At 59.7% G+C, this 13,085-nt stretch carries 13 protein-coding genes; 7 read left to right on the plus strand and 6 right to left on the minus strand.

Features of this window, described 5'->3' with window-relative positions; genetic code table 11:
- Window positions 1-16 precede the first annotated feature (16 nt).
- Window positions 17-1,051 carry a ferrochelatase gene (gene hemH / locus T424_RS0111990; RefSeq protein ID WP_027487946.1) on the plus strand — a complete coding sequence of 345 codons (1,035 nt, stop codon included), beginning with the start codon at window positions 17-19 and terminating at the stop codon, window positions 1,049-1,051.
- A 77-nt stretch (window positions 1,052-1,128) separates the two neighbouring features.
- Window positions 1,129-1,371 (plus strand): hypothetical protein, encoded by a 243-nt coding sequence (locus T424_RS0111995; protein WP_245269529.1) that lies wholly within the window; start codon window positions 1,129-1,131, stop codon window positions 1,369-1,371.
- Between the two features lie 98 nt (window positions 1,372-1,469).
- Here T424_RS0111995 and queE read toward each other — a convergent pair whose 3' ends face one another.
- Genes queE through queC form a run of 3 tightly spaced genes read right to left on the minus strand, consistent with a single transcriptional unit; the run spans window position 1,470 to window position 3,261 of the window.
- Window positions 1,470-2,198, minus strand: coding sequence for a 7-carboxy-7-deazaguanine synthase QueE (gene queE / locus T424_RS0112000; protein ID WP_027487948.1), 729 nt, complete (start codon window positions 2,196-2,198; stop codon window positions 1,470-1,472).
- Window positions 2,195-2,551, minus strand: coding sequence for a 6-carboxytetrahydropterin synthase QueD (gene queD, locus T424_RS0112005; RefSeq protein WP_027487949.1), 357 nt, complete (start codon window positions 2,549-2,551; stop codon window positions 2,195-2,197). The genes queE and queD overlap by 4 nt, the downstream gene beginning before the upstream one ends.
- Before the next feature lie 2 nt (window positions 2,552-2,553).
- Window positions 2,554-3,261 (minus strand): 7-cyano-7-deazaguanine synthase QueC, encoded by a 708-nt coding sequence (queC, locus tag T424_RS0112010; protein ID WP_027487950.1) that lies wholly within the window; start codon window positions 3,259-3,261, stop codon window positions 2,554-2,556.
- A gap of 308 nt (window positions 3,262-3,569) precedes the next feature.
- On the opposite strand from queC, the gene T424_RS0112015 reads away from it, so the two are divergent.
- Complete coding sequence (locus tag T424_RS0112015; protein WP_027487951.1) at window positions 3,570-4,556, plus strand: SPFH domain-containing protein; 987 nt, start codon at window positions 3,570-3,572, stop codon at window positions 4,554-4,556.
- 4 nt (window positions 4,557-4,560) lie between these two features.
- On the plus strand, window positions 4,561-5,019 hold the full coding sequence (locus T424_RS0112020; RefSeq protein ID WP_027487952.1) for an NfeD family protein: 459 nt from the start codon (window positions 4,561-4,563) through the stop codon (window positions 5,017-5,019).
- Between the two features lie 323 nt (window positions 5,020-5,342).
- Here T424_RS0112020 and T424_RS0112025 read toward each other — a convergent pair whose 3' ends face one another.
- Entirely contained in the window at window positions 5,343-6,338 is a 996-nt protein-coding gene (locus tag T424_RS0112025) for a KpsF/GutQ family sugar-phosphate isomerase (protein ID WP_027487953.1), read from the minus strand.
- A 208-nt stretch (window positions 6,339-6,546) separates the two neighbouring features.
- On the opposite strand from T424_RS0112025, the gene T424_RS0112030 reads away from it, so the two are divergent.
- Entirely contained in the window at window positions 6,547-7,992 is a 1,446-nt protein-coding gene (locus T424_RS0112030) for an outer membrane beta-barrel protein (protein ID WP_051558950.1), read from the plus strand.
- Window positions 7,993-8,259: 267 nt separating this feature from the next.
- Here the strand turns inward: T424_RS0112030 and galU are convergent, their stop codons facing one another.
- Window positions 8,260-9,147, minus strand: a complete 888-nt coding sequence (gene galU, locus T424_RS0112035; RefSeq protein ID WP_027487955.1) for a UTP--glucose-1-phosphate uridylyltransferase GalU — start codon at window positions 9,145-9,147, stop codon at window positions 8,260-8,262.
- Between the two features lie 404 nt (window positions 9,148-9,551).
- On the opposite strand from galU, the gene T424_RS0112040 reads away from it, so the two are divergent.
- A complete protein-coding gene (locus T424_RS0112040) occupies window positions 9,552-10,772 on the plus strand; it encodes a lytic murein transglycosylase (protein WP_027487956.1) in 1,221 nt (406 codons plus the stop codon).
- A gap of 26 nt (window positions 10,773-10,798) precedes the next feature.
- A complete protein-coding gene (locus T424_RS0112045) occupies window positions 10,799-12,004 on the plus strand; it encodes an SGNH/GDSL hydrolase family protein (RefSeq protein ID WP_245269531.1) in 1,206 nt (401 codons plus the stop codon).
- A gap of 7 nt (window positions 12,005-12,011) precedes the next feature.
- On the opposite strand, the gene T424_RS0112050 is transcribed toward T424_RS0112045, so the two are convergent.
- Window positions 12,012-13,058: a threonine aldolase family protein gene (locus tag T424_RS0112050; protein WP_027487958.1), complete on the minus strand. Its 1,047-nt coding sequence runs from the start codon at window positions 13,056-13,058 to the stop codon at window positions 12,012-12,014.
- Window positions 13,059-13,085 lie beyond the last annotated feature (27 nt).

Here is a 13,085-nt window from a genome sequence, read left to right on the forward strand (position 1 = left end):
GCAGGGCTATCCAGATATGAGCGTAGACATGAGCCACCTCCCCGCCGACCATCCCAAGGTGAATTTCGGAAAGGTGGGCGTGCTGCTCGTCAATCTCGGCACGCCGGACGGCACGGATTACAAATCCATGCGCCGTTATCTGGAGGAGTTTCTGACAGACCGCCGCGTCATCGAATGGTCGCGGCTGCTCTGGTACCCGATCCTTTACGGCATCGTGCTGAACAAGCGCCCGCAAAAAGTGGGCAAGGCCTATGAATCCATCTGGAACAACGACCTGAACGAAAGCTATCTGCGCACCTATACCCGCAGCCAGGCCGAGAAGATGGCAGCCTCCTTCAAGGATATGCCAAATGTGATCGTCGATTGGGCCATGCGCTACGGCCAGCCGTCGATCAAATCGAAAATGAATGAATTGCAGCAGCAGGGCTGCGAAAAGATCCTGCTTTTCCCGCTTTATCCGCAATATGCCGCCGCCACCACCGCAACCGTCAATGACGAGGCCTTCAAGGCCCTTCTCAAGATGCGCTGGCAGCCAGCACTGCGCACCGTGCCGCAATATGCCGACGATCCGGTCTATATCGATGCGCTGGCCAACTCCATCGAAACGCACCTGAAAACGCTGGACTGGGAACCGGAACTGGTGATCACCTCCTATCACGGCATCCCCATGTCCTATTTCAAAAAGGGCGATCCCTATCATTGTCAGTGCTACAAGACGACGCGCCTGCTGCGCGACCGTCTTGGCTGGTCCAGGGAAAAGCTGATGGTGACATTCCAGTCCCGCTTCGGACCGGAGGAATGGCTGCAACCCTATACCGACAAAACGGTCGAGAAGCTTGCCAGGGAGGGCGTAAAACGCATCGCCATCCTCAATCCCGGCTTCGTCTCAGACTGCCTGGAAACGCTGGAGGAAATCGCCGGTGAAGCAGGCGAGGACTTCCTGCACAATGGCGGCGAGAAATTCACGCATATCCCCTGCCTCAACGACAGCGATGACGGTATGCGCGTGCTGGAAAGCGTGGTGCGGCGAGAATTGCAGGGCTGGGTGTGAGCGGTGACTGGGGTGAACACCCAGCGATCTTGATGTTATGCGTAAAATGCGTATTTTACGTATAAAGGAGCATGGCTATGGCCCAATCCGCGAACGAATTTGCCCGCAGGTTCACCACCTTCCGCGAGCAGGTCCAGTCAGGCGGCGTCATTGAGGTGACGGCTCATAACCGCACCATAGGCGCTTTTCTCTCCGCCAGAGAGCATCAGCACTGTCTGGACATGAAAAAACGCGAACGCGAGGTTATCAAAACCTCCGACATGGATAATGACCCCATGGCTTTGATCATGAGCGCGGAATACAGCAAAGCCGCAGAGTGACGTACCCTGCCTTCGTCCCGGCCTCACCATCCGCTATAATTATCTTTGGCACGCGGAAGCGCTAGGGAACTGGAAAAGCAACCCAACACAGCCAGCCCTCACACGCCGCGCCGGTTTCCCCAGAGCAGCACGTGCAGTTGCGGCAGCACGCGGGCGGTGAACCAGCCGTCTTCCATAACCTTGTCCACCAGCCAGTGCATCCGGGTCATGATACCGTCCATGTCGATCACGGCGTCCTCCTCCTCCGGCGGTGGCGGGGTGTGGTTGCCGGGCTGGAGATAGACGGGGAGTGCGGGAAAGCGGGCGGCGGCGGATTTGGCATAGGCATAGTCAGCCTCATTGAAAACGATGAATTTCAGCAGGGTTTGCGGCTTCCCCCCGGCGGCCTGAACACAGTTTTCAAGCGCCGCCCAATCGGTTTCCATGCCGCTGGAAGGGGGCTTGGGAGAAAGCACCAGCACGTCGAGATCGGCAAACCAGTCCTTCGGCACCGAGCCTTGCGTTTCCAGCGCAAAGCGATAACCGCGCGCATGGCCATGGGTAATCAACGGTCCAAGCGGCTGGATCGCCGGATTGCCGCCGGAAAGCGAGACCATTAACGGCTTACCGTTCGAAAGCCTCTCCACCTCGGCCCAGATGGCGTCGACGCTCATAGGCTGCCAGTCTGCGCGAAAGCGGCTTTCCACCGCATGGAGACTATCGCACCAGGAGCAGCGGTAATCGCAGCCGCCAGTGCGCACGAAGACGGTGGGCTGGCCGATCAGCACGCCCTCGCCCTGAATGGTGGGTCCGAAGATTTCCGAGACCCGGATCGTGGCCTCGCTCATGGCCGGTATTCCGCCCAGGTCTTCGCCGTTTCGCTGACGCGCACGGCCGAGGTTTCCGGGAAGCGCTGCCTGCACCAGTCGTAAAAATGCTTCGCCAGACATTCCGCCGTGGTCTTGTCATGGCCCAGCACGTCATTGAGATGGCGGTGGTCGAAATACTCGTCGATATAGGTCTTCAGCGCCTTCAATTCGTGATAATCGCGCAGGAAACCGTGTTCGTTCAGCTCTTCCCCGGAAAGTTCTATCACCACCACATAATTGTGGCCGTGCAGGCGGGCGCATTGGTGATCGGCGGGCAGGCCCTTGAGTTGATGCGAGGCGGAAAAGTGAAATTCCTTGGAAATGCGGTACATGCTCATACCTCCTCGGCCTTGAAGCCTTGCGTGGCGGCCACCCAGAAGTCAGGGTCTTCATAGACGGTCGGGTCCGTGACACCGGCAAGATGAAAGGCCTCGCGCCGTTCCACGCAGGTGCCGCAGCGGCCGCAATGCTTTTCCCCGCCCTTGTAGCAGGACCAGGTTTCGGCAAAGGGGGTGTGGTATTTCGCGCCCTCGCGGACGATCCCGGATTTCGGCACGGTCACGAAGGGCGCCAGCAGTTTCACATCCGCATAGCCGTCCAGTGCGTGGTTTTGCATCACCTGAAAGGCATCGATAAAGCCGGGGCGACAATCGGGATAGATGAAGTGATCGCCGCCATGCACGGCAACCGCCACCGCATCGGCCTTTTTTGCCGCCGCAACGCCAAAGGCAATGGCCAGCATGATGGCATTGCGGTTCGGCACCACGGTGATTTTCATGGTTTCTTCGGCGTAATGCCCATCCGGCACATCGAGATCGTCGGTCAGCGCCGAGCCGGTCAGGCTTTTGCCGATGGCGGTGATGTCGATCACCTGATGCGGAACGCCGAGACGTTTTGCCGCAAGAGCGGCAAACTCGACTTCCTTCCTGTGACGCTGGCCATAATCGAAAGAGAGCAGGCCAATCAGTATTTGTTCCGCAGCGATCTTGTGCGCAAGCGAAACGGAGTCCAGTCCGCCAGAGCAGACGACGAGCGTTTTCATGATGTCAGTCCTTGTTTTGACCGGGTAGGCTGCGACCGGTGGTGAAAACCCGCGGCTCTCATAGAGCATTTCCGTGAAAAGTGGAAACCGATTTTCGCAAGCATGATTTTCTTCGCAGAGCGGCCATTTTGGGAAGCGCCATTGACGGCTACTGGTCAAAAGCCCCGCGACACCTTACATTTCTTTGCAAAGAGCATGATCCGGCCGGGGCAAAACGAGGTCGATCGCGCTTCTGTTTGTGAAACAAGTCTTTAGGGCACCTGCCTTACGCAGTCGGGTCGGCGCTCCATTGGGAATGTGGGGTTGCAATGAGCGGGTTCGATATTGTCGTGATTGCCCTTGTGGCGTTCGTGGTGCTGGTGCTGGTTGCCGGGATCAAGACGGTGCCGCAGGGCTATCGCTATACGGTGGAGCGTTTCGGCCGCTATACGCGCACGCTGGAGCCGGGGCTGAATATCATCACGCCCTTCATCGAAACCATCGGCGCGAAGATGAACGTCATGGAGCAGGTGCTGGATGTGCCGACCCAGGAGGTCATTACCCGCGACAATGCCAGCATTTCAGCCGATGCCGTGGCGTTTTTTCAGGTGCTGAATGCTGCCCAGGCCGCCTATCAGGTGGCCAATCTGCAAAATGCCATTCTCAACCTCACCATGACCAATATTCGCTCGGTCATGGGCTCGATGGATCTGGACGAACTGCTTTCCAACCGCGACGCCATCAACGACAAGCTGCTGCGGGTGGTGGACGAGGCCGTTGGCCCTTGGGGGGTTAAAGTCACCCGCGTCGAGATCAAGGACATTCAGCCGCCCAAGGATCTGGTGGATGCCATGGCACGGCAGATGAAGGCGGAACGCGAAAAACGCGCCCAGGTGCTGGAAGCGGAAGGAATGCGCAATGCGCAAATTCTGAAAGCCGAAGGCGCCAAGCAAGCCGCCATCTTGCAGGCGGAAGGCAAGCGCGAGGCCGCCTGGCGGGAAGCCGAGGCCCGCGAACGTCTGGCGGAGGCCGAAGCCAAGGCCACCACGCTTGTCTCACAAGCCATTGCCGCCGGTGACGTCAACGCCATCAATTATTTCGTGGCGCAAAAATATACCGAAGCCATGGCCTCGATCGGCACCGCCAGCAATGCAAAGATCGTGCTGATGCCGATGGAGGCCTCGGCGCTGATCGCCTCGCTTGGCGGCATCGGCACGCTGGCGCGCGAGGTTTTCGGCGAGGCGCAGACCGGCCAGAGACCGGCACCGGCGCGAAGCCCCTCAGCCGTGCCTCCCGTCAATCCGTCGCGGGAGTAGGTCCATGTTGCAATGGCTTGTCGATCAACTCGGGCCGTGGAGCTGGTGGATTCTGGCGCTCTCGCTTCTGGCGGCGGAACTCGTCATGCCCGGCATGTTTCTGGTCTGGTTCGGGCTTGGCGCCCTGCTCACCGGCCTGTTGTCGCTGGCGCTCTGGGGTGATTTCTTCTGGTCATGGCAAGCCCAGACCATTTGTTTCATCGCCTTTTCGCTCGTTTCGATCCTGCTGGGACGCCGCCTGCTGCGCGATGATGTGGCAAACAGCGACGAACCGCTGCTGAACCAGCGCAGCGCCAACCTCGTCGGCCGCACGGCAACGCTGGAAGAGCCGATCCGTGAGGGACGCGGCCGTATCAAGCTGGATGGAACGTGGTGGGTGGTTCAGGGTCCCGATCTCGACAGCGGCACGCGCGTCATGGTGATGAGCGCGCGCGGCCATGACCTTATGGTGGATACCGCCTGATCGAACGGCCGCAGTTTTAATGTGTTACAGCGTCCTTTGTGCGTTTTACCACAGTACACCACGCTACGGTTTTAGCCGTGGTTTACCCCCCTCTGTCCTGCCGGACATCTCCCCCTCAAGGAGGGAGATCGGCAAGATCGACGCCCTGCCTAAATTCTTGAAAAAGGCCGTCACCACAAATACTTATTGAAGAATGGCGCTTGTCTGTATTGCAATCTCCCCCCTTGAGGGGGAGATGTCCGGCAAGGCAGAGGGGGGTAGGCCACGCGGCATAACTCAGTGTCGTGTACTGTGGCGCTTTACAAAACGCACGGCGCTGTAGATCAGGCAACGCCGATGCGCAGCAGATCGTGGAAGTGGACGATGCCGCTCGGCGCGCCTTCTTCATCGGTCACGAACAGCGCGGAAATATTATACTGGTTGAGAATACCCATGGCCGTGGTGGCCAGCGTCTCGGTATTCACCGTCTTCGGATGGCGGGTCATGACCTCTTCGACAAGCCGCTCGCCAAGATTGCGGGTGAGGTTACGGGCAATATCGCCATCGGTGATGATGCCGACCAGACGTCCGGCTTCGTCGGTAACGCCGACACAGCCAAACCGCTTCTGCGACAGCATGATGATGGCTTCCGGCACAGAGGTACCAACCGGCACAACCGGCACTTCATCGCCCACATGCATCATGTCGCCGACATGCGTCAGCATGGCGCCCAGCTTGCCGCCCGGATGGAAAACCCGAAAATCGCTGGCCCCGAAGCCGCGTGCTTCCAGCAGCGCCAGCGCCAGCGCATCGCCAATGGCAAGCTGCATCATGGTGGAGGTGGTGGGCGCCAGCCCGTGCGGACAGGCCTCCTGCACCTTGGGCAGAAGCAACACGATGTCCGCTTCCCGCGCCAGAGTTGACGTTTCGCCGGAGGTGATGGCGATCAGCGGAATGGAAAAACGGCGGGTGAAGGACAGGATGCCGTGCAACTCGGTGCTTTCACCGCTCCAGGACATGGCAATCACCACGTCGTCGCGACCGATCATGCCCAGATCGCCGTGATTGGCTTCAGCCGGATGAATGAAGAAGGCAGGCGTGCCGGTGGATGCGAAGGTCGCGGCGATCTTGCCGCCGATATGCCCGCTTTTGCCGACACCTGATACGATCACCCGGCCGGAACTGCTGCCGATCACCTTGATGGCATTACAAAAGGGGCTGGCCAGCGGCCCCGCCAGCGCCTCCTCCAGCGCGGCAAGGCCGCTCTGTTCGGTGGAGATGACACGAAGCGCAGTTTCAACCGCACTGGCTTCGACGAGTTTGACAGCGAGCTTGTTCATGGGACCGTCACATATCGAAAAAGGCTGGAACTGTCCATTCACCCTTGCCAACAGCTTGTAAGAAAACACGATTTGGACGGCCCTGGTTTAATCGATTGAAACACGCCCACTTGCTTGGTCATGGTCCCCAAGAGAGAAATCAACCGTTCATTAACCAAGATTATTTACTTCTTGTGGCAATACCCGCCCTCTCGAAGGCCCGTTCTTCATGCGCAAACCATGCCAAAAGATCAAACTCCGTCTGCCGGGGCGCAAGATCGGCCCGCTTGCTCTTGTGGCAGTGGCGGTTGCGATGACGGGTGGCGCGGCCCTTGCCCAGGAGGTCAACGGGCTTTCCGCCCTTCGCGGCACGACAAACGAAACCGGCACGGACGAGACGGCCACTGCAACGGTCAGCCCGGCCAAAAGCCTCGACCGCACCGCGCAGGATGCGCTGGATGCGGCCAGCTTTCGCCGCATCACGGACGATTCCCTCGACGCTGGCCGCCAGAACCTGCGGCAGTCTCCCCTGGACGAGCGCCGCAGCCAGCCTCCGGCGGATGACGGGCTGGGCATTCGCATCGGCACCATGGTGTTGAAACCGGAGGTCAGTCAGGGCCTCGGCGTCAAGCGCGAGACCGATGGCGGCGAGAAGACCAGCACGACCTATTGGAACAATGGCCTGAAAGGCACGCTGACCTCCGACTGGTCGCAGCATGAGCTGAAAATCACCGGCGACGGTACCTGGCGGCGGAAGATCGCCGGCGACGGCGATGACGATCCGTCCGGCAAGGTAGATGCGCAATTGCGCCTCGACCTCAATGATGACATGGCGGCGCGGCTTTCGGCGGGCTATGGCTTCAGCCGCGAAAGCACCACCGATCCCAATGCTGTTCGCAACGCCTCGGTGCAGTCGGGCGTCCATCAATTCTCGACCGGCGCGGTGCTGGAGCGTGAGACAGGGCGGCTGCGTGGCTCGGTCGGCGTGAATTTCGATCGCTTCGTCTATACCGACGCGAAGCTTTCCGACGGCAGCACCCTGTCCAATTCCGATCGTAACCGCAACACGATCACCCTCAACAGCCGCCTCGGCTATGAAATCAGTCCCGCTCTCCTGCCCTTCGTGGAAATTCTGGCCGGAAGGAGCAATTATGACCAATCGCGTGACAGCGCAGGCTATGCCCGCTCCGGCAATCTCTATGGCGCCAAGACAGGCATTGCCTCCGATATGGGCGAAAAACTCAAGGGTGAACTGGCCCTTGGCTATGAACGCGCCTCTTTCGAAGACAGCCGCCTGAGCGATCTGGGCGCCATGACCGTGGACGGCTCCGTGCTTTGGTCGCCACGGCGTGGTACCAATGTCGATCTCGGCTTGAAAACCTCCATCGAACCCTCCACCACCGCTGGCGTCAGCGGCGATGTGGCCTATGCGCTGACGGCGCTTGTGACCCATGAACTGCGCGACAACCTCGTGGCGCGGCTATCCGGCGGCACTACCTGGCGCAATTATCGCGGCGCAGGCGACAATTCCACCGCCTATAACGCCGGGGCCGGGCTGACCTACACGCTGAACCGCAATGTCGATCTGACCGCCGATGTCACCTATGAATTATCGAGCGGCACCAGCACCGACAGGACGTTGACGGCGGGCATTGGCGTGAAGCTGAAACGATAGGGCATTTTCAGAAGAAAATCCGAGACGCCCAAATCGATGAAACTTTTACAGCGCCGTGCGTTTTAACAAACGCACAAAGGACGCTGTAACACTTTAAATCTGCTGCATAATTTTCACCTTAAATCGATTCCGATTTAAGGAATTATGCAGTAGCTTCACACGATAGATCCTGCAATCGGCACCCGTTTCCGTGAGGCAGGCTCGTAAACAACAAAGGCCGCCCCGGTGGAGCGGCCTTGACTATTCTGCACGAAGGCGAAGACAGCCTTACTTCAGGGCTGCGACCATGGCCTTGAGCTGGTCTTCCACGGAAGGGCGAATATCGGCCCGTTCCAGCGCGAAGGCGACATTGGCAAGGATGAAGCCATCCTTGGCGCCGCAGTCATAGGTTTCGCCCTTGAAGTGGTATCCGGCAAAATCCTGCTTGCCTGCCAGCTTCAGCATTCCATCGGTCAGCTGGATTTCATTGCCCGCGCCGCGTTCCTGCGTTTCGAGAATCTCGAAAATTTCCGGCTGGAGGATATAGCGGCCATTGATGAAGAAGTTGGAGGGTGCAGTGCCCTTGGCGGGCTTTTCGACCATTTGCGTGATACGGAAGCCGCCATCCAGCGCCTCGCCGACACCGACGATGCCATATTTATGGGCCTGATCCGGGTGACATTCCTCCACGGCAATGATGTTGCCGCCTGCCTTGTCGTAAAGCTCGACCATGCCCTTCATGCAGCCCTTTTCGCCGCGCATGATCATGTCAGGCAGAAGAAGCGCGAAGGGCTCGTCGCCCACGATGTCCCGCGCGCACCACACCGCGTGGCCAAGACCCAGCGGCTCCTGCTGGCGGGTGAAGCTTGCCGTGCCGGCCTTTGGCAGAATGCCGGACAGCAGCGTCAGTTCGGCATTCTTGTTGCGTGCCTTCAGCGTCTGCTCCAGCTCGAACTGGATGTCGAAATAATCTTCGATGACGGCCTTGCCGCGCCCGGTCACGAAAACGAAATGCTCGACACCGGCCTCTGCCGCTTCGTCCACCACATATTGGATGACCGGCTTGTCCACGACGGTCAGCATTTCCTTCGGCACCGCCTTGGTGGCGGGCAGGAAGCGCGTTCCAAGACCGGCGACAGGGAAAACGGCTTTGCGGATTTTCTTCTGGATACCCACTCATTCCTCCTGGAGGATCAACATCAATCAGGCACGGCCATGGCATGTGCCCGTTCACAACGGTTGAACATGTCCCTTGGTTCGCAAATCTCACACATTTTCACGAGGCCCGCAGACTGCGGATTTCCCTCAAAATGCTTCAATCGATTAGCAGTTTCAACATGAATGGATTCTGACTAAAATCGGGCGCATTGCCGCGGGCAAAATATATGGTGAAAATGTGAGGCCGCCAAACATTTCCAATTGGTTTCCAGATTTGGTAAATTGGTAAAGAATTTGTTGACCCTCCGGGCCTATAGTCACCTTTGGAGGGTGCCGGTGAAGCGCATGGACGTGTTCATGCCCTGCCGCGCGGGCAGGCCTTGCCTGGCTGGTACCGCCCCTGAAAATCTTGGGATGAGCCGATGACAAAAAACACTTCTGCCCCCGGAAAGCTGTTTGCGGCGCTGGTATGCGGCTGGATGGCGATAATGCCTGCCAATCTTCACGCGGAACCGCGCTTCCAGAAATGGATCAGCGACTTTTATCCTGTCGCCGCCAGCGAGGGCATTTCCGCCGACACCTACCGCCGCGCCTTTGCCGGTATCAAGGATCCCGACCCGGATGTGTTGCAAAAGGCAGCCTATCAGCCGGAATTCAAGTCGCAGGTCTGGGATTATCTCGATTCCCGCGTCAATCCCTATACCGTCAGGATTGGCCGGGAAATGCTGGCCCGCCATGGCCGCACCCTTGCCGCTCTTGAACGCTATTTCGGTGTGGACCGGCATATTCTTCTGGCGATCTGGTCGATGGAAAGCAATTACGGCGCGGTGCTGGCCAAGGACGAGCGGCTGCATTACGTGCCGCAGGCGCTGGCAACGCTGGCCTTTGCCGATCCCCGCCGCGGCGGCTATGCCCGCAAACAGTTGATTGCCGCGCTGAAAATCCTGCAAAACGGCGATGTCGCCCCCAAGGACATGACCGGCTCATGGGCGGGCGCCATGGGGCATACGCAATTCATCCCAACCAGCTATCTGCTTTATGCCGTGGATGCCGATGGCAACGGTCACAAGGACATCTGGAATTCCATTCCCGATGCGCTGGCCACATCGGCCAATCTTCTTTCCAAGAACGGCTGGGACAGCGGCAAGACCTGGGGTTATGAAACCCGCGTTCCGGCGGGAGGGGCGCGTTACGCGGGCAAGAGCATGACGCTTGCCGAATGGCAGCGGCTGGGTTTCGTGCGGCCCAACGGCAAGGCATTCTCCCGGCCGGGTGAGCGCGCCCAGCTCAAACTTCTGGCAGGCGAGGACGGGCCGGGCTTCCTGATGACCTCCAACTTCTTCACCATCAAGAAGTATAATGCAGCCGATACCTATGCGCTGGCCGTTGGCCTTCTGGCTGACGAAATTGCCGGTTATGGCGGCATGGTGCAAAAATGGCCCCGCCCGAACGGAACGCTGGACATCAAGGAAAAATTCGAATTGCAGACCCGCATGAAGTCTCTTGGCTATTATGACGGCGAGATCGACGGCAATTTCGGTTCTGGCTCCAAGGCGGCCATTGCAGCCATCCAGCAGCGGCTGGGCATGGCAAGCGACGGTGAACCTTCAAAGCCGCTTCTGGATGCATTGCGCCAGCGTTGAAGCGGCAAAACAGGATGCAGAAACGCATGATGCGCTGGCTCGTAAGATCGCCATTGCATGGGTTCATCGCCCTGATGATGACGCTTGCGATAACTGCGGCAGCCCTTCCGGCGGCAGCTCAGGATTACCCGCCGCAGCGCCGAAATCTGCTGGATCTGCTGTTTGGCCACTTCGACCATAGCCCGCCGCGCTATCGGCTTGCGCCCCGCGCGCCTTTCCCCCAAGCCCCGACGCGGCCAGTCCGCAGCCGCAAGAAACCGCCGGAGAACGCCCCCGCCAAGGCCATAACGCCGATTGCCACGCCACCGGCCGCCCCTCCGGCACCGGCCAAGCTGGACAATGCGCGAAAAATTCTCGTCGTCGGGGACTTTTTTGCCTCCGCCGTCGGCGATGGGCTGGCGGAAGCCTTCCGCGATTCCCCCGGCACCCTGATCGACATTCGCAGCAATGGTTCATCCGGTCTGGTGCGGGACGATTATTATGACTGGCAAAGGCAAGTGTCGAAATTTCTCGACGAGGTCAAACCTGCCGTCGTGGTCGTGGCCCTCGGCGCCAATGACCGCCAGCAAATGGGGGCGAGCGGACGGGACCAGCGCTTTCCCGGCGAGGCATGGGAGGAAGAATATCAAAAGCGTATCGAGGCGCTGGCGCACAAGGTGACGGACCGTCGCATCGCCCTGATCTGGACTGGCCTGCCCCCGGTGAAATCGCCGGGCATTTCCAGTGATTTCAGCCGGTTCAATACTTTCTACCGCAAGACGACCGAAAAGTTGGGCGGTGAATTCGTGGATGTCTGGGACGGCTTCGTGGACGAGGATGGTGGCTTCGTGCTGACCGGCTCGGACATCAACGGCCAGCAGGCTCGCCTGCGCGGCCCCGACGGCGTGAGCATGACGCAGGCAGGCAAGCGCAAGATGGCCTTCTTTCTGGAAAAGCCCATCCGCAAGCGCCTGGGCGACATGGCAAGCCCCGGCCTCATGCGCCTTGACCTGCAACCGGCCATGCAACTGCCAGACACCCCCCTCAATCTGGGTGATGAGGCACTACGCACGCCGCCCCTGAAGATTTCCGACCCGACGCTGGACGGCGCAAAAATCCTTCTCGGCGGCGCCCAGCCTCCGGCAAAACCCGCGCCCCCCTCCCCCCGCGACCTTCTGGTCAAAACCGGCATCCCCCCGCAAGCGCCCGCCGGCCGGCTGGACGATTACCGCCGCCCAGCCACAAGCCCCTGAAGGCTCATCACAATAATTCCAGAAAGCGGTCCACATCTTCGCTGGTGCTGGCGAAGCTGGTGACGAGGCGGATCAGCATTTCGTCTTCGCCTGCAAGATGCGGGTTTTCGCGCGGGGCAAGCCATTCGTAGAATTTTGCGCCCTTTGCTTCGGCAGCCCGGGCCCTCTCGCGCGGCACGACCGCGAAGACTTCGTTGCTCTGCGTTTCCCATGCCAGTCTGGCGCGATTGGAGGCGGCAAGTCCCAGACGCAGGCGCTCGGCCATGGCGTTGGCATGGCGGGCAAGATCGAGCCAGAGATTATCCTTCAGATAGGCTTCGAGCTGGGCGGAAACGAAACGGGTCTTGGAAAAGAGCTGGGCTGAGCGTTTGCGGATATAGGGCATCTCTTCCGCCATGTCCGGATTGAAGAAGACGATGGCTTCGGCGCACCAGCAGCCATTCTTGGTGGCGCCGAAGGAAAGAATATCGACGCCGCGCTTCCACGTCATCTCGGCGGGCGTACAATCCAGCGCCACCAGCGCATTGGCAAAGCGCGCCCCATCCATGTGCAACGGCAGGCGGCGGGATCGGGCGATAATGCCGATCTCGGCAATTTCGTCCAGCGTGTAGATCGTTCCCGCTTCCGTGGCCTGCGTCATGGTGACGGCCATGGGCCGGCCCTGATGAACCGATGGAACATCGAAACGCGAAACTGCGGTTTTCAAGGCTGCCGGATCGAGCTTGCCGTTTTCGCCCTCCACCGGATAAAGGCGGCTTGCATGGGTCAGATATTCCGGCGCGCCGCCCTCATCGGCATTCACATGCGCGTCGAAATGACAGAAAGTCACGCCGCCAGCCCGTGCAACGCTTGCCAGCGCCAGCGAGTTGGCCGCGGTGCCCGTGCCCACGAAGAAGACGGCCACCTCGCGTTCGAAGATCTCGTTGAACTGCGCTTCGATCCGCCGGTCGAGATCACTCGTCCCATAGGCGCTGGCATAGCCGCTGGCCTCGCGCGCCAGGCTTTCGGCAATAAGGGGATGGGCGCCCGCCCAGTTATCGGAAGCAAAGAACATCAGACCTTCCCGTTGCTGTGGCCCTTG

The organism is Allorhizobium undicola ORS 992 = ATCC 700741, from assembly GCF_000621665.1.
Lineage (GTDB): Bacteria > Pseudomonadota > Alphaproteobacteria > Rhizobiales > Rhizobiaceae > Allorhizobium > Allorhizobium undicola.